We start from the raw sequence: 15,989 nt of genomic DNA on the forward strand, positions 1-15,989 counted from the left end.
TGTCAGACTGTCCGGCATTCCGTTTTTGGGTTTGTCTGGAGGCAGAGAAGTGACGCAGGAGTTCGACGTACTGATCGAGGTCCCCAAGGGATCCCGCAACAAGTACGAGGTGGACCACGAGTCGAACCGGCTTCGACTCGACCGCGTGCTGTTCACCTCCATGATGTACCCCGCAGACTACGGCTACATCGAGGACACCCTCGGTGGGGATGGTGACCCGCTCGACGCGCTGGTGCTCACCCCCTACCCGCTCTTCCCGGGTGTGCTGGTCGAGGCCCGCCCCGTCGCGATGTACGTCATGGAGGACGAGCAGGGCCAGGACGAGAAGGTCCTCTGCGTCCCCTGCGACCCCCGCTTCGACCACATCCAGGACCTCGCCGACGTCGACGAGTGGACGCTCAACGAGATCAAGCACTTCTTCGAGCACTACAAGGACCTCGAGCCCGGCAAGTCCGTCAAGGGCTCCGACTGGGTCGGCAAGGCCGCCGCGGAGTCGGAGATCGCCGCCTCCATCGACCGGTTCAAGAACACCGCTCACTGAGGCCGTCGCTTGTTGACCGAGGTAACTCGGTCGGGGCGCGCGAATGTTGACCGAGGTAACTCGGTTGAGTGTCACTTCCTTCGTGGAGTTCCACGAAGGAAGTGTTCGTTCACCGAGGTAACTCGGTCAGCATTCGCCCAGCGCGGCGTGCAAGGAGGCGTAGGCCGCGTCCACCTCGCCCGCGACGGTCGCGAGGACCTTCGTCGCGGGGCGTTGGGCCACCAGTTCGGCGAGCTTGGAGGCGTACGCACGCAGATGCTCGTCGCCACCGGACTCCGCCACAATCTCCCTCACGAGCGGATGCCAGGGATCATTGCCGTCATCCCGTGCGTGGAAACGACGTAGTGCGTCGTCCTCGACTGCCTCGAGCATGACCTCTACGAACTCGGCGCCGGCGTCGTGCGCCGCCCGCTCGAAGCGTTGGAGCTCGCTGACTCGGGCGAACAGTTGTGGAAGCACGACGTCGCCGGACTCGCTGAGATAGCCGCGGATCAGCCCCAGCGCCGCGGGCCTGATCCGTGCGCCGGCCCCGATGAAGTCGTCTCTCCACCCGCTGATGAAGGTACGCAGCAGATCGATGTCGCACACCAGCGTGCCGGGGTGGTCGGCCGCGAAGCGCCTGGCGAGCGTCGATTTTCCTACACCGGGCATTCCGTTGATGAGGATCAGCCTGGCCACGTGACCAGTCAACCACCCGTGGGCGTTCAGCTGGCGATTCGCATCCGGGACTCGACCCGAGCCAACGTCCGCCGGGGACTGTCCAGGTCCTCCCAGATGAAGCGAACGAAACCGTAGTCGGTGATCTCTCGGATCTCGTCCTCGCGCCGCTTCTCCTCGAAGACCGCATCGCTGGGCGACTGGCCGGGCCTGAGCAGCTTTCCGTACTTGACCTTGCCGTCGAACTCACCGAACAACCGGAACTGGGGCCAAGCCCAGTCGACGATGCCGACCAGCGAACCGTCCGCTCGGTAGACCGGCACCTGCAGCTGCGGACGCGGCAGACCTCCGACGCGGAACAGCCACAGGCATCGCGACTCCCCGATCGATCCCGACAACGGATCAGCGTGTGCGACGGCGGCTCCGAGCGGATGGCTGAAGGGCCACTGGTTCATCCGCTTGTATTCGGCGATCAGCTCCTCCTTGGTGAATGCCTTCGCTCGAAGGCCGGCCTCGAGAAGGCACTGAGTGACCTCGTCGTTGGCCTGGAGGCTCGTCTCCAGCGCGCATCGCACCGCAGGCAGCGTACGTAGCCCGTCGCGTGTCTCGACCTCTTCCTCCCCGACGACACCCAGGTGATGGACGACGTCTCCCTCGAGCGGTCTTCCTGCACCATCGAGCCTGGTCACGTGTACCTTCGCGAGGTCCACACCCCACAGGTCGATCCCGTGAGCGACCATGCCGGACACGTGGCTCAGAGCGATCTTGCTGCCCAGCGAGCGCTGCACGGCTCGGGCACGCACGCGATGTCGTCCGACCGGGTCCAGCGTTGCCCACTCGTCGGCGAACACGTATGCCCCGCGTCTGATCCGATGCCATGCGCCCTGGCGGACGACACCAGTGATCTCACGGTCTGCATTAGCCGGCGTTCTTGGCCTCGCGGCGGGTGAAGAAGCCTTCTGTGGCGGTGATGAGTCGTAGTGGGTCCATGCGTCCCAGGGTTTGCCCTCACACCGATGTTTCCGACCAGATATCGGCTGGCTGTGGATAACCCAGACCCGAACGTCGCCTGTGGAGAGTCAGCGGCCCACTTTCGCGTGGTGCGCCGGGTGGATGCTCGCCGAGGTACCTCGGTGGACACCCGCTTACCTCGCGGAACTCCACGAAGTAAGCGACACCCGACCGAGTTACCTCGGTGAGCATCCACCGCCCCTCAGCCGAGCAGGTCCTTCGACCGCAGCAGCTCCTCCGGCACGCCGAAGCCGTCGACGAGCAACCTTGCATCCGGGCGCAGCTGGCGGCAGAGGCGGTTGACCTCGGCGGTGATGGCCTTGGAGCGCTCGGAGGAGAGGCGGCCGTGCTCCATGAACCAGGCGCGGTCGGCCTCGATGACGGAGAGGGCGCTGAGGTCGCAGAGGAGGTCCATCAGGTCGCGTACGGGACCCTCGGGGAGCCCGCGGACCTTCTCCCGGAACGCCTCGTGGATCAGCCGCTCCACGTGCGCGTAAGCGACGCCGATGACGTGGTCCTGCACGGTCGAGAAGACCGCCCCCGGCTCACGCCCGGCCTTGACCCCCGACTGCAGGCGGCGGGCGACGCCGGCGAGCATGTGCTCCTCGCGGAAGCGCAGCATCGCCAGGTGGTAGTCGGAGTCGAGGATGTCCGGCTCGCGCTCCCCTGCCACGGGGACGACGTCGCGGACCCGCTCGAGCAGCTTGTGCACGGCGGTCCGCTCCAGGACCGTCTCGACGGCGAGACCGGCCACGAAGCGGACCAGATCGAGCTGGTCCATCTCCTCGAACTCGCCGGAGTAGTTGGTGAGCAGCCCCTTGGCGACCAGCTGCAACAACACCGTGTTGTCGCCCTCGAAGGTCGTGAAGACGTCGGTGTCGGCCTTCAGGGCCGCGAACCGGTTGGCGGCCAGATAGCCCGCCCCGCCGCAGGCCTCCCGGCACTCCTGGATCGTCCGGGTCGCGTGCCAGGTCGCCAGGGCCTTGGTGCCGGCCGCTCGCGACTCGAGCTCGCGCCGGGCGTGCTCGGAGGTGGCGACGCCGGAGAAGACGTCGTGCAGGTCGTCGCGTACGACCTCCTGCGCGAAGCGCAGCGCGTAGGTCCGCGCGACCAGCGGCAGCAGTCGCCGCTGGTGCTGGCCGTAGTCGAGGAGCAGCGACTCCTCGGCGTCCGAGGACGCCTCGAACTGCCGGCGGCGCAGCGCGTAGCGGACCGCGATCGTCAGCGCGACCTCCGATGCCCGGATCCCGGCGCCGCCGACCGAGACGCGGCCCTGCACAAGCGTGCCGAGCATGGTGAAGAAGCGCCGTCCGGCGGACTCGATCTCGGAGACGTACTCGCCGGCCTCGGTGACGTCCGCGAAGCGGTTCAGGAGAGACGTACGCGGCACCCGCACGCCCGAGAACCACAGCCGTCCGTTGTCGACGCCGTTGAGCCCCATCTTGGGCCCGTCGTCCTCGATCCGGACGCCGGGAGCGGGCGCGCCGTCGATCCGGATCGGCACCACCAGAGCATGGACGCCACGCTCCTCGCCGCCGACCACGAGCTGCGCGAAGACGACCGCGACCTCACCGTGGGCCGCGGCGTTGCCGATGTAGTCCTTGTACGCATCCTCCCGGGTCGTCTCGATGACGAACTCCTGCGCAGCCGGATCGTAGGTGGCCACGGTCCCCACCGCGGCCACGTTGGACCCGTGGCCGTGCTCGGTCATCGCGAAGCAGCCGAGCAGGCGCCCGGAGACGATGTCGGCGAGATAGCGATCGTGGTGACGCGCCGTGCCGAGCTGCAGGATCGCGCCACCGAAGAGCCCGAACTGCACGCCCGACTTCACCAGCAGCGACAGGTCGCCGCCGGCCATCTCCTCGAAGGCTGCGATGGAGGCGCCGACGTCACCGCCCCCGCCGTACTCCTTCGGGAACCCGAGCCCGGTCAGACCGGTCGCGGAGACATCGAGGAGCACCTCCCGTACGCGCTCGCGATACTCCGGCCGGGGCAGTTCCTCGACCTCGTCGAGAAAGTCGGCGCGCGCGATCAGGGACTTGCGTACGTCCTCCCGGACTCCCGCATATCGCCCGTCGAGAAGTGCGGTCAGTGAGGCTGCATCGATGGCGGTCACACCGCCACCTTAAGCCGAGACGGGTCCCGGATCAGGTCAGCTCGTGGGCGACCTTCGACTCGCGGTCGGCGATCTCGTCGGACTCCGCGACGAGCCGGCGTACGCCCTTGCGCTGGAACTTCTGGCCGGCTGCGAGCCCACCGAAGTAGTAGGCGACGAGCGCGATCATGCAGCCCGCGATGTCATCGGCGAGGTAGTGCCAGCCAAAATAGACGGTCGCGACGACGGTGATCCCGAAGTTGATCCAGCCGGCCCAGCGGGCGATCTTGTTGTTGATCGTGGCCTGGATCATCAGCGCCACGAGCAGGGTGATGCCGCAGTGCAGCGAGGCGAAGCCACCGACCGACTGCACCACGTTGGCGTCGACGTCGAAGAGGACGTGTTGCCTGGTGAAGACCAGCGACTCCATCAGTGTGCTCGCCGGCGTCTCAGGCAGGTCGGCGTAGAGATAGGGGTACTGCAGGCCCGGACCGACCGTCGGCAGGCAGTAGTAGGAGACCGTGCCGAGGATCCAGGCGATGCACTGCGAGCTCACGAACCAGTAGCCGTAGGCGAGGTTGCGCGACCACACCAGCCAGCCGGCGACGGCGAACGGCACCAGCGGCAGGAACCACATGTAGATGTAGGAGAGGAACCACGCCACCCAGCCGGTGCCGAGGAGGTCGTGGAGCAGGATCGCCGGGTCGGCGCCGAAGAGCACCGCCTTGTCGATCAGGTGCAGCTCGTGGTCGAACTCGTAGGTCTCCGGCACCACGAACGGCAGGAACGACTTGAGGTTCCGGTAGCAGACGTAGACCAGGTAGAAGCAGACGATGCCCATCGCCACGAGCGTCAGCCGCTCACGCGTCCAGTGGGTGCGGACCCGCTCCTTGAAGATCGGCCCCATGTCCTTCCACTTGAACTTCGCCATCCACAGCGTCCGTGGCACGAGGTCGACGAGGAGCGCAGCTCCGACGAGGAGGGGAAGACGGAGCCAGGACGGTCCGAGGAAGCCCTCCGGGTCGAGCATGCGCTTGTCGACGATCTGCGCGGTTACGACTGCGATCAGGCCGAAGATCAGCGCGCTGCTCACGAGGAAGATCTGAGCGCGGCGATACATAGCCGTTAAGTTTAAATGGCGGGTGGCCGCTCTGCCGATTCGGGGACAACAGATTCTGGGACGGCCAGCCGATTCGGCTCGACCCTCAGCCTGACCGACTCCCCCGGCGCCGGCGCCGAGTCAGCGACGGCGTCGACCTCACCGACGTCATCGAGACGTACGACGAGCCGGTGCAGCTCCGGCGTAGCCCTGGCCGAGACCACGGTGCCGGTGAGCGGGCCGGCCGGATCGGCGACGAAGGCGGAGCGGCGCAGCGCCACCGCGCCGGCCGTTGCCATCCCGGCGGCCTTCAGGACCGTGTACGCCGCCGGCCCCTCGAGCACGCGGGCGTACCCCAGGAACAGGGCGGCCCAGGTGTCCGTCGGCCGCGCCCACACCTCCCGCAGGGTCCCCTGCTGCACCAGGTGACCGTCGCGCAGCAGCGCGATCCGGTCGGCGACCGCGAAGGCCTCCTCCTGGTCGTGGGTGACCATCAGCGCGGTGGTGCCCGCCTCGTGCAGGATCCGTCGCAGGTCGCCCGCGAGCCGCTCCCGCAGCCCGGCGTCGAGGGCGGAGAGCGGCTCGTCGAGAAGCAGCAGCCGCGGCTCGACCGCGAGCGCACGCGCCAGCGCGACCCGCTGCCGCTCGCCACCGCTCAGCGTGCCGGGCAGGCGGTCCTGGTAGCCGCCCAGGCCGACGAGCTCCAGCAGGTCGGCCACCTTCTTCGTACGGTCGGCGGCCGGGATGCGGCGCAACCGCATCGCGTAGGCGACGTTGTTCGCGACGCTGAGGTGCGAGAACAGCTGCCCGTCCTGGAACATCAGCGCGAAGCCACGCTTGTGCGTCGGCACCCCGCGCAACTCCCGCCCGTCCCAGCTGATCTCCCCCGTCGCCGGCTCCAACCCGGCCACGGCCCGCAGCAGCGTCGACTTCCCCGATCCCGACGGCCCGAGCAGCGCCAGCACCTCCCCGTCCGCCAGCTCCAGACTGACGTCCGAGACGGCCGCCTTCCCGTCGTACGCCACCGACACCTCACGCAGCGACAGCATCGCAACCTCGATCCTGGTTCACAGTGCTCCGATCGAAGGTACGCGGAGACGCTCGACGAGGAGCATCACGACGGCGGTGGTGGCGGCGAGGACGCAGGCGGCGGCGAGGGCCATGCCGTAGTTGTCGGACCCCGGACGGGAGAGCAACCGCAGGATGACGACAGGGAGGGTGGGACGCTCCTCGCGGACGAGGAAGGAGGTCGCGCCGAACTCCCCGAGCGATGCCGCGAAGGCGAACCCGGAGGAGGCGAGGAGCGGTTTCCAGATGGCAGGTACGTCGACCGTCATGACCGCGCGCAACGGCCCGGCCCCGAGCCCGGCGGCGGCCTGCCGGAGGCGGTCGTCGACGGACCCCAGGACCGGCACCAACGTCCTCACCACCAGGGGCAACGCCACCAGAGCCTGCGCCAGCGGCACCAGCCACGGCTCGTCGCGGAAGTCGAGCGGGGCCGACCCGAGGGTCAGGTAGAGCCCGAGCCCCAGCGTGACGGCGCTGACCCCGAGCGGCACCATGAACAGCCCGTCCAGGACGGAACGCACCCGACGCTCGGCCACCGACCGGGACCGGCGCGTCACCGCGAACGCCACCAGCAGCCCGAGAGCCAGCGCGACCAGGGACGCCTGCACCGCGACTGCCAGCGAGGTCATCAGCGCGGTCGTGACCGGCACCGGCAGCGGCGGGTCGAACCCGGGAGTCTGCAGGGCCGTGTAGTTCCGGAGACTCCACCGGTCATCGGCCCGCAGCGACCCGAGCAGCAGGGCGAGCAGCGGCCCGGCGACCAGCAGGACCAGCACCGACGTCGACAACAGGGCCGGGAGGTCCCGCAGCGAGACCCGCCGGCGGCGTACGACGACCCGGGACTGCGCGGGATCCGGCACCGAGCGCAGCCGGCCGGCCACGACCAGCAACCCGATGACGACCAACAGCTGGAGCACCGACAACACGGCGGCACCGGGAAGGTCGAACAGAGTGAAGGTCAGCTTGTAGATCTCGGTCTCGATGCTGTTGTAGCGCACCCCGCCGAGGGTGAGCACGATCCCGAACGCGGTCGCGCAGAAGAGGAAGACCACCGACGCCGCGGAGACGATCGCGGGACGCAGCGCCGGCAGGGTGATCGTCAGGAGGACCCGTGCCGGCGAGGCGCCCAGCGCGGCAGCAGCCTCACCGGGACGCGGGTCGAGCGACTCCCAGGCCGCCCCGACCGCGCGGATCACGACCGAGGCGTTGAAGAAGACCAGCCCGAGGATGATCGCGGTCGGCGTGCCGTCGAGCCCCAACCCGGCAAGCAAGCCCGCCTCGCCGATGAGCTCACGGAAGGCGACCCCGACGACGACGGTGGGGAGCACGAACGGCACCAGCAGCCCCGCTCGAATGACGCGCTGGAACGGAAAGCTCAGCCGATGGAGCGCGAACGCGGCCGGCAACCCGAGCGCGACGCTCAGCACCGTCGCCAGCCCCGAGGACCACAGCGTGAACCAGAGTGCCCGCTGGATCTCCGGGCGCCCCAGGATCCTGGTCACGACCGCAGGATCGAACGATCCCTCGAAGAACAGGCCGCGCTGCACCATCCCGATGACCGGCAGGACGAAGAAGACCGCCAGCACGGCCACCGGGAGAGCGGCGAGCGCGACCAGGGTCCCGATTCGCCGGGTCACAGCACGACGGGTGGAGCTCACTGCGCGATCGTGTCACTCCAGGTCGCCAGCCACGCTTCCCGGTTCTCGTCGATCTCCTCAGGCTCGACGGAGAGTGGCGAAGTCGGCTGCTGCGCGAACTTCGCCCAGTCGGCGGGCAGCTCGACGCCGGAGGAGACGGGGAACACGTACATGCTCTCCGGCAACGCCCCCTGCACGCTGTCGGAGAGCATGAAGTCGATCAGCGCCTGGGCGCCCTCGGGATGGTCGGCGCCCTTGAGCACACCGGCGTACTCGACCTGCCGGAAGCAGGTGTCGAGCAGTGCCTTGGTCGTCGTCTTGCCGTCCTTGACGGTGAAGGCCGGCGAGGAGTCGTACGACAGGACGATCGGTCGCGTCCCCTTGCCCCCGCCCTGGGTGAAGTCGGAGTAGTAGGCCTGGTCCCAGCCGTCGACGACCTTGGTGCCGTTGTCCATCAGCTTGCCCCAGTAGTCCGCCCAGCCGTCCTCGCCGTACTCGGCGATCGTGGCCAGCAGGAACGCCATCCCCGGCGTCGACGTCGCCGCGCCCGGGGTCACGAAGAGGTCCTTGTACGCAGGCTCGGCCAGGTCGTCGAGCGACTCCGGCGGCGTCAGCTTCTTCGCCGCGAACCACTCGGTGTCGATGTTGACGCACACGCTGCCGTTGTCGACCGGGGTGAGGAAGTGCTTCTCGTCCCCGGGGAGGTTGAACTCGTCAACCCCGGCCGGGACGGTCTCAGGCGTGTAGGCCTCCAGCGCCCCCTGGTCGATCGCCCTGCTGGCGAAGGTGTTGTCGACGCCGAAGACCGCGTCGCCGTCGGGGTTGCCGGTGTCCATGGCGATCTTGGTGGTCAGCTCGCCACCGTCGCCCGCGTGCCGGATCTCGGCGGTGTAGCCGGTCTTCTCGGTGAACTCGGCCAGCACCTCCTTCGGCAGCGTGAAGCTGTCGTGGGTCAGCAGCACGACGGTCTTGTCGTCGGCGCCGCTCGACGGCTTGGCGTCCGGCTCGGCGGGGCTGCCGCCGCACGCGGACAGCAGCAGAGCGGAGATAGCAGTGGCAGCGATGGCAGGCGTACGCATGCGCATTTCTGACTCCCTTCGCCGGTATCAACCGGAGCAGGTTCGGAGGGTCTGCGGCGCTGTTCGCCGCACTCTCAGGCCTTCCGGCCTCCCCTGTCTGTTCCCACCAACACTACTGGTTGCGAGAATCCACCCATGACCGACGTCGCCATCTCGTCCTTCGACGACCTCTCCCCGAAGACCGCGTACGCCCTGTGGCGGCTGCGCCAGGAGGTCTTCATCGTCGAGCAGGACTGCCCCTACCTCGACCTGGACGGTCGCGACCTCGAGCCCGGGACGCGTCACGTGGTGCTGAGCGACGGCGACCAGCTCGCCGGCACCGCCCGCATCCTCGATGACGGCGACGTGTGGCGGATCGGCCGCGTCGTCCTCGCCCCCGCCCACCGCGGCAAGGGCCTGGCCGACGTGATCATGACCGCCGCCGTCGAGGCCCTCACCGACCGCGACATCGTCCTCGACGCTCAGTCGCCGCTGGCCGGCTGGTACGCCAAGTTCGGGTTCGTGAAGGACGGCGAGGAGTTCCTCGAGGACGGCATCCCGCACACGCCGATGCGACTCACACGCTGACGGGGGCGAACAGAACGCTGGTCTCGGTCTCCTCGCGGGTCGCCTGACCGCGGGCGGCCAACAGCTCGAGATGGGCCTTGGTCTCCATGACCGCGAGGCCGGCGTTGAAGAAGTCGAGCTCGGCGAAGGCGCGCTCGTGGCGGGTCCAGCCGAGGTCGTTGGCGACCTCGAGCGCTGAGCGCCGACCGGCGCGCAAGGACGCCAGCGACTGGGCCAGCCGCGACTCGTGATGGGCCAGGAGCTCGTCGACGCGGGCGTGCGACGACGAGGCGACCGGGCCGTGGGCGGGGAGAAGGCGCAGGTCGGGCAGGGTCCGGACCTTGGTCAGCGAGGCCATGAAGTCGCCCAGCGGGTCGATGACCGGCACCGGCTCGAAGCCGATCGACGGCGTGATCGTGGGTAGCACGTGGTCGCCGGCGAACAGGACCGAGCCGGCCAGATCGGCATAGACGTAGTGGCCCTGGGTGTGCCCCGGGGTGTGCACGGCGTCGAGATCGCGGCCAGCCACGTCGAGGCGTACGTCGCCCTCCAGCCACCGGTCGGGCATCCGCCAGTGGGACAGATCGGGCGCGGGCGGCGGGTTGGCCGCCCACTCCGCGGCCAGCTCGTGCGCTCCGGCATGGGCGAGCAGCCGGTCGGTCGAGACCCAGCCGTCGAGGTCGCCGTTGGTGAGCTCGAGGGTGGGCCGGTCGCCGGCGCCGAGCAGCACGTCCGCGCCGAACTCCTGACCGAGCACCGAGGCGAGGGTGTAGTGGTCGCGATGCACGTGGGTGACCAGGAAGCGCCGGATGTCGCCGAACTCGAAGCCGAGCTTCTTCAGCCCGGACTCGAGCGCCGTACGTCCCTCGGTGATCGCCCAGCCACCATCGACCAGCGAGAGCCCGTCGTCGCCCTCGAGGACGTAGATGTTGACCGCCTTGAGCCCGTCCATCGGCAGCGGCAGCGGGATCCGATGCACGCCGTCGGCGACCGTCCATGCTCCCGGAGCGGACCAGTGCTCCCCCGAGTCAGGCGAGATGGCGGTGGCTGTCGACTGACTCATCCGTCTCCTTCGGGTTGACCTTCCAGAGCCAGAGCAGGCCCAGGATCGGCAACAGGGCAGGAACGAAACCGTATCCGCTCCCGAACTTCGACCATACCGAGTCATCCGGGAACCACGACGGCACGGCCAAGGACAGGACACCGACGACGACCACCCCGGCCAGCTCGATCCACAGCATGATCTTCGCGAAGCCCGCCGACCCGGCGGCCGCGCGGCGGATCGCGAACCAGCCCGCGACGTACGTCGCCGCCGCGACCACGGAGAGCGAGTAGGCGATCGGGGCCTCGTCGAAGGCGGTGAAGACCTGCACCAACGACCGGGCTCCGGCGGCGAGCACGAAGATCGCGTAGACGGTCAGCAGCACCAGGTGCGGACCGGAACGAGTCTTGGCGGGCGAGGTCGCGGTCACCGGACCATCATGACGCGTACGGCCACGACGCCCGTCGCCAGGGCCGCCGCCGCGATCACGCCCGAGGACCACGTCGAGCGGTCCGTACGCATCGTCTGCAGCGCGAGCGGCATCAGGCACACCAGCGCGCCGAGGTAGCCCAGGAAGGTCGACAGCGACTCCGGCTTGCGCCCGCCCGACCACGCCGCCAGCGCCCCGATCGCGAGCACGACCGCCAGGATCTCCAGCATCCACGCCACCTGGTCCAGCCACTTCGGCCGGGGCGCCTTCAGCACCACGCCGAGCACCGCCGCGATCGTCACGAACGCGGCATATCCGGCCACGATAAATCCGATCAGGGTCACGGCGTCCACGTGCCAATCTTCTCCAATGACCTCCACATCTCCCGATCCGGGGCTCGTCGCCCGTCTCCGCGCCGCCGGCTGCGTCTTCGCCGAGGACGAGGCGGCACTGCTCGAGTCCGCCCCGGTCTCCGCCCAGGAGCGGGAGGAGATGGTCGTACGCCGCGTGGCCGGCGAGCCGTTGGAGCTCATCCTGGGCTGGGCCGAGTTCTGCGGGCTCCGGATCCGGGTCGCGCCGGGGGTGTTCGTGCCCCGGCAGCGCTCGGCGCTGATGGTCGAGCTCGCCTGCCGGACGGCCGAGCCAGGCGCAGCCCTGAAGGTTCTCGATCTCGGCTGCGGGACCGGAGCGCTGGGCGCCGCCATCGCGGCACGTCTCCCGGACGCGGAGGTCTGGGCCACCGACATCGACCCGGCGGCAGTCGAGTGCGCTCGCGAGAACCTGCCACCGAACCGCGTGCTCCTGGGTGACCTCTACGACCCGCTCCCCCACGACCTCGAGCTCGACGTGATCGTGGCCAACGCTCCCTACGTGCCGAGCGACCAGATCCGGAACATGCCGCCCGAGGCGCGCGACCACGAGCACCACGTCGCCCTCGACGGCGGCGCGGACGGGCTCGACATCCAGCGGCGCGTGATCGAGCAGGCCCCGAAGCATCTGGCGCCCGGCGGCGTACTCGTCATCGAGTCCGGCCAGGAGCAGGCACCCATCACCGCGAGCCTGATGCGGGAGCGGGGGCTCGTCGCGGAGATCCATCACGACGAGGACCTCTACGCGACCGCGGTGACCGGAACGGCCCCCTGAGAGCACCCAAAAGCGAGGCGTCCCTCTGATTGCACACCACCCCCGCAGTGTGCATTCAGAGGGACCGCCACACCAACCTCGGTGTTGGAGAGGTCGTCCACCCCCCACCGGTGGACGACCTTCTCGCCGATGAAACGGGCCACCCGCGGACTCATGACGCGGGTTGGGAAGAACTTTTTCGAGAATCCCGTCAGACTTCCGATATGCAGGCTTACGGTCCGGCCCACCTGGTGCCGTTGTCCCTGCTCACAGCGGGGATCGTGGCTGTCGTCTGGCTGGGCAGACGACAGCGGGCCGAGGCGAAACCGTCGAAATTCTCACGAGGATTCGCGCTCGCGATCCCGCTGACGACGATCCCGTTGCAGGCCCACGAGTGGGTCACCGACTTCGATCTCTTCATCGATCTGCCGATCCATCTGTGCGACCTGGCGTGGGTCGCGGCGGCGTTCGCGCTGTGGACCCACCATCCCTACCCGACCGCGCTGACCTGCTTCTGGGGCCTCACGCTGACCACGCAGGGCGTCTTCACCCCGGACGTCATGGACTTCCCGGACGTCAGTTACTTCACCTTCTGGGGTCAGCACCTGATGATCGTGATCGCCGCGGTCTACCTGATCTTCGGGCTCAAGCTGCTACCGAAGTGGCGCGACTACGGCTGGGCGGTCGCGACCACGGCGGCGTGGGCCGCCGTGGCGTACGTCCTCAATCTCGTCCTCGACGCCAACTACGGCTACCTGCGCTTCAAGCCGGAGTCGGGATCGATGCTCGACCTGCTGGGGCCGTGGCCGGTCTACATCCTCAACGAGATCCTGATCGTCGCCGGCGTGTGGGCGCTGCTGACGCTGGGTCTGCGGATCTGGGCGCGTCAGGACGGGTCGACGAGGACGCCGGTGCGCTCGTAGTCGGCGAGAGCCGAGGCGTACGGCGCCAGGTCGATGCCCTTCTCGCTCACCCAGCCGTCGTCGTAGTAGGACGATCGGTAGCGCTCCCCGGAGTCGCACAGCAGCGAGACGACGCTTCCCTCGGTGCCGGCCTCCGCCATCTCGCCTACGACACCCAGCGATGCCCACACGTTGGTGCCCGTGGAGGGGCCGACGGAGCGGCCCATCCGGGCCGAGAGCCAGCGCATCGTCGCGATCGACGCCGCGTCGGGGACCTGGACCATGTCGTCGACGACCCCTCCGACGAAGGACGGCTCGACCCGCGGTCGGCCGATCCCCTCGATACGCGACGGCATCCCGGTGGCGTAGTCGGAGGTGTCCGTCTCCCAGCCGCCGTAGAAGGCGGAGTTCTCCGGGTCGGCGACCATGAGCTTGGTGGGGTGGCGGCGGTAGTGGAGGTAGCGGCCGATCGTCGCGGAGGTGCCGCCGGTGCCGGCCGAGACGACGATCCAGGTCGGCACCGGGTGCCGCTCCTGCGACATCTGGTCGAAGATCGACTCGGCGATGTTGTTGTTGCCGCGCCAGTCGGTGGCCCGCTCGGCGTAGGTGAACTGGTCCATGTAGTGGCCACCGCACTCGCGGGCGAGGCGCTCGGCCTCTGCGTACATGTCCGGAGCGCGATCGACGAAGTGGCAGCGGCCGCCGTGCCACTCGATCAGGCGCACCTTCTCCTCCGAGGTCGAGCGAGGCATCACCGCGACGAACGGCAGCCCGAGAAGCCCGGCGAAGTAGGCCTCCGAGACCGCGGTGGATCCGGAGGAGGCCTCGACGACCGTCGAGCCCTCGTGGAGCCAGCCGTTGCAGACCGCGTAGAGGAACAGCGACCGGGCCAGGCGGTGCTTCAGCGAGCCAGTGGGATGAACCGACTCGTCCTTCAGATAGAGGTCGACACCGCCGCTCGCACCGTCGCGGACGGGGAGCGGAACGACGTGCAGATGGGTGTCGGCCGAGCGCTGCGCGTCGGCCTCGACGCGGCGTACGGCTTCGTCGATCCAGGCGCGATGAGAGTCAGAGAGGCGAGGCACCGGCCGAGCGTAACTCCACCCTGATCTGTCCTCGGCATGTGCGGTGAGCCACAATGACAGACCGAAACACGATCGGGTCCGGGCAGTGAAGTTGCCCACAAGTTAGACCGATCTAAGGACCCCGATTAACCATTGCGGCCCCAAAAGCGAGACAAAAGACCTGTGGACGAACCTCTTGACGTAGTGCTGATCGGCGGCGGCATCATGAGCGCCACCCTGGGCGTGCTCCTCCAGGAGCTGGAGCCCAGCTGGTCCATCAAGCTGATCGAGCGGCTCGACTCGCTCGCGGTCGAGTCCTCCGGCCCGTGGAACAACGCCGGCACCGGTCACTCCGCGCTGTGCGAGCTCAACTACAGCCCGCAGAACCCCGACGGCTCGGTCGACATCTCCAAGGCCGTCACCGTCAACGAGCAGTTCCAGCTCTCCCGTCAGCTGTGGTCCTTCCTGGTCGAGAACGGCCGCATCCCGGACCCGGACAAGTTCATCCACACCGTCCCGCACATGTCCTTCGTGTGGGGTGCCGAGAACGTCGACTACCTGCGCAAGCGCTACGAGGCGCTGTCGGTCCACTCGCTCTTCGGCGGGATGGAGTTCAGCGAGGACCCCGAGGTCATCAGGGGCTGGGCGCCGCTGCTGCTCGAGGGCCGCTCGGCCAAGTCGCTCGCCGAGGAGCCGGTCGCGGCCACCTGGACCAACGCCGGCACCGACGTCGACTTCGGCTCGCTCACCTCGATCCTGACCAGCACCCTGGTGGACAAGGGCGCCGACCTCGAGACCGGGTCCGAGGTCACCGATCTGCACCAGACCATGGACGGCTTCTGGCACATCTACGGCCGCAACGAGACCGGGAAGTACCACCTGCGTTCCCGGTTCGTCTTCGTCGGCGCCGGCGGCTACGCACTGCCGCTGCTACAGAAGGCCGCAATCCGGGAGATCCGCGGCTTCGGCGGCTTCCCGGTCTCCGGTGAGTTCCTGCGTACGTCCAAGCCGGAGCTCGTCGCCCAGCACCGCGCCAAGGCCTACGGCAAGGCCGCCGTCGGTGCCCCGCCGATGTCGGTGCCTCACCTCGACACCCGTTACGTCGACGGCGACACCCACCTGATGTTCGGTCCGTACGCCGGCTGGAGCCCGCGCTTCCTCAAGACCGGCTCGCTCACCGACCTGTTCCTCTCGGTGCGGCCCCACAACCTGCTGCCGATGCTGCGGGCCGGGCTGACCAACATGGACCTCACCGTCTACCTGGTCAAGGAGCTGCTGCGCTCGCCGCGCAAGAAGTTCGACGACCTCCTGGACTTCTTCCCCGCCGCCGACCGCAAGGACTGGGACCGGATCATCGCCGGCCAGCGGGTGCAGGTCATCCGTCCCGACGGCGTACTCCAGTTCGGCACCGAGGTCATCACCGCCGAGGACGGCACCATCGCCGGGCTCTTGGGCGCGTCTCCGGGTGCCTCGACCGCCCCGGCGATCATGATCAACGTCCTGCGCCGCTGCTTCCCCGACCGCTGGGACAGCTGGCAGCCCCAGCTCAAGACGATGATCCCGGCCACCGGTCCCGAGCTCAGCGCCAACCCCGAGCTCGCCGCCGAGACCTTCGCGCGCACCGACCGCCAGCTCCACCTGGGCTGACTGTCAGCCGAATCTGCAGTTGTGGGCGACGAAACGTCAGTTTCGTCGC

Annotated in this window: 16 protein-coding genes and 1 riboswitch; of the genes, 5 read left to right on the forward strand and 11 right to left on the reverse strand. The window is 68.7% G+C overall.

The features are described 5' to 3' along the window. The first annotated feature begins 49 nt into the window (after positions 1-49). A complete protein-coding gene (locus AB0F44_RS08775) occupies positions 50-541 on the forward strand; it encodes an inorganic diphosphatase (RefSeq protein ID WP_350660226.1) in 492 nt (163 codons plus the stop codon). A 126-nt stretch (positions 542-667) separates the two neighbouring features. Here the strand turns inward: AB0F44_RS08775 and AB0F44_RS08780 are convergent, their stop codons facing one another. The 7 genes from AB0F44_RS08780 to AB0F44_RS08810 form a co-directional block, all read right to left on the reverse strand. Further along, the gene (locus AB0F44_RS08780; RefSeq protein WP_357354569.1) at positions 668-1,219 is read right to left on the reverse strand and encodes an AAA family ATPase; all 552 of its coding nucleotides are present in this window, start codon (positions 1,217-1,219) and stop codon (positions 668-670) included. Between the two features lie 26 nt (positions 1,220-1,245). Continuing rightward, positions 1,246-2,049 carry a hypothetical protein gene (locus tag AB0F44_RS08785; protein ID WP_357354571.1) on the reverse strand — a complete coding sequence of 268 codons (804 nt, stop codon included), beginning with the start codon at positions 2,047-2,049 and terminating at the stop codon, positions 1,246-1,248. A gap of 362 nt (positions 2,050-2,411) precedes the next feature. Next, positions 2,412-4,325 (reverse strand): acyl-CoA dehydrogenase, encoded by a 1,914-nt coding sequence (locus AB0F44_RS08790; protein ID WP_357354573.1) that lies wholly within the window; start codon positions 4,323-4,325, stop codon positions 2,412-2,414. A gap of 31 nt (positions 4,326-4,356) precedes the next feature. Beyond that, a complete protein-coding gene (locus AB0F44_RS08795) occupies positions 4,357-5,424 on the reverse strand; it encodes a phosphatase PAP2 family protein (protein WP_350660231.1) in 1,068 nt (355 codons plus the stop codon). An 11-nt stretch (positions 5,425-5,435) separates the two neighbouring features. Then, positions 5,436-6,452: an ABC transporter ATP-binding protein gene (locus AB0F44_RS08800; RefSeq protein WP_357354575.1), complete on the reverse strand. Its 1,017-nt coding sequence runs from the start codon at positions 6,450-6,452 to the stop codon at positions 5,436-5,438. Between the two features lie 18 nt (positions 6,453-6,470). Next, a complete protein-coding gene (locus AB0F44_RS08805; protein ID WP_357354577.1) occupies positions 6,471-8,129 on the reverse strand; it encodes an ABC transporter permease subunit in 1,659 nt (552 codons plus the stop codon). Next, complete coding sequence (locus AB0F44_RS08810) at positions 8,126-9,187, reverse strand: thiamine ABC transporter substrate-binding protein (protein WP_357354579.1); 1,062 nt, start codon at positions 9,185-9,187, stop codon at positions 8,126-8,128. The genes AB0F44_RS08805 and AB0F44_RS08810 overlap by 4 nt, the downstream gene beginning before the upstream one ends. Next, a riboswitch (TPP riboswitch) is annotated at positions 9,184-9,292 on the reverse strand. (Overlaps the previous gene by 4 nt.) A gap of 30 nt (positions 9,293-9,322) precedes the next feature. On the opposite strand from AB0F44_RS08810, the gene AB0F44_RS08815 reads away from it, so the two are divergent. After that, entirely contained in the window at positions 9,323-9,754 is a 432-nt protein-coding gene (locus tag AB0F44_RS08815; RefSeq protein ID WP_357354581.1) for a GNAT family N-acetyltransferase, read from the forward strand. Here AB0F44_RS08815 and AB0F44_RS08820 read toward each other — a convergent pair. The 3 genes from AB0F44_RS08820 to AB0F44_RS08830 are packed head-to-tail and all read right to left on the reverse strand — an operon-like array spanning position 9,744 to position 11,558. Continuing rightward, positions 9,744-10,796 (reverse strand): MBL fold metallo-hydrolase, encoded by a 1,053-nt coding sequence (locus tag AB0F44_RS08820; protein WP_357354583.1) that lies wholly within the window; start codon positions 10,794-10,796, stop codon positions 9,744-9,746. The genes AB0F44_RS08815 and AB0F44_RS08820 overlap by 11 nt on opposite strands. Then, the gene (locus tag AB0F44_RS08825; protein WP_357354585.1) at positions 10,762-11,205 is read right to left on the reverse strand and encodes a hypothetical protein; all 444 of its coding nucleotides are present in this window, start codon (positions 11,203-11,205) and stop codon (positions 10,762-10,764) included. Before AB0F44_RS08825 ends, AB0F44_RS08820 begins: the two co-directional genes overlap by 35 nt. After that, positions 11,202-11,558 (reverse strand): hypothetical protein, encoded by a 357-nt coding sequence (locus tag AB0F44_RS08830; protein ID WP_357354587.1) that lies wholly within the window; start codon positions 11,556-11,558, stop codon positions 11,202-11,204. Before AB0F44_RS08830 ends, AB0F44_RS08825 begins: the two co-directional genes overlap by 4 nt. Before the next feature lie 16 nt (positions 11,559-11,574). On the opposite strand from AB0F44_RS08830, the gene AB0F44_RS08835 reads away from it, so the two are divergent. Then, positions 11,575-12,348, forward strand: a complete 774-nt coding sequence (locus tag AB0F44_RS08835) for a putative protein N(5)-glutamine methyltransferase (protein WP_357354589.1) — start codon at positions 11,575-11,577, stop codon at positions 12,346-12,348. Positions 12,349-12,551: 203 nt separating this feature from the next. Beyond that, positions 12,552-13,250, forward strand: a complete 699-nt coding sequence (locus AB0F44_RS08840) for a TIGR02206 family membrane protein (protein WP_357354591.1) — start codon at positions 12,552-12,554, stop codon at positions 13,248-13,250. On the opposite strand, the gene AB0F44_RS08845 is transcribed toward AB0F44_RS08840, so the two are convergent. Continuing rightward, complete coding sequence (locus AB0F44_RS08845) at positions 13,214-14,314, reverse strand: PLP-dependent cysteine synthase family protein (RefSeq protein WP_357354593.1); 1,101 nt, start codon at positions 14,312-14,314, stop codon at positions 13,214-13,216. The genes AB0F44_RS08840 and AB0F44_RS08845 overlap by 37 nt on opposite strands. A 162-nt stretch (positions 14,315-14,476) precedes the next feature. On the opposite strand from AB0F44_RS08845, the gene mqo reads away from it, so the two are divergent. Next, the gene (mqo, locus tag AB0F44_RS08850; protein WP_357354594.1) at positions 14,477-15,940 is read left to right on the forward strand and encodes a malate dehydrogenase (quinone); all 1,464 of its coding nucleotides are present in this window, start codon (positions 14,477-14,479) and stop codon (positions 15,938-15,940) included. Positions 15,941-15,989: the final 49 nt, after the last annotated feature.

The organism is Nocardioides sp. NPDC023903 (assembly GCF_040639295.1).
Classification (GTDB): domain Bacteria; phylum Actinomycetota; class Actinomycetes; order Propionibacteriales; family Nocardioidaceae; genus Nocardioides.

Excerpts from the sequence above, each read along its gene's own strand:
- AB0F44_RS08795 (WP_350660231.1), bottom strand. The coding sequence starts at position 5,424 with ATGTATCGCCGCGCTCAGATCTTCCTCGTGAGCAGCGCGCTGATCTTC.
- AB0F44_RS08800 (WP_357354575.1), bottom strand. The coding sequence starts at position 6,452 with ATGCTGTCGCTGCGTGAGGTGTCGGTGGCGTACGACGGGAAGGCGGCC.
- AB0F44_RS08810 (WP_357354579.1), bottom strand. The coding sequence starts at position 9,187 with ATGCGTACGCCTGCCATCGCTGCCACTGCTATCTCCGCTCTGCTGCTG.
- AB0F44_RS08815 (WP_357354581.1), top strand. The coding sequence starts at position 9,323 with ATGACCGACGTCGCCATCTCGTCCTTCGACGACCTCTCCCCGAAGACC.
- AB0F44_RS08820 (WP_357354583.1), bottom strand. The coding sequence starts at position 10,796 with ATGAGTCAGTCGACAGCCACCGCCATCTCGCCTGACTCGGGGGAGCAC.
- AB0F44_RS08835 (WP_357354589.1), top strand. The coding sequence starts at position 11,575 with ATGACCTCCACATCTCCCGATCCGGGGCTCGTCGCCCGTCTCCGCGCC.
- AB0F44_RS08840 (WP_357354591.1), top strand. The coding sequence starts at position 12,552 with ATGCAGGCTTACGGTCCGGCCCACCTGGTGCCGTTGTCCCTGCTCACA.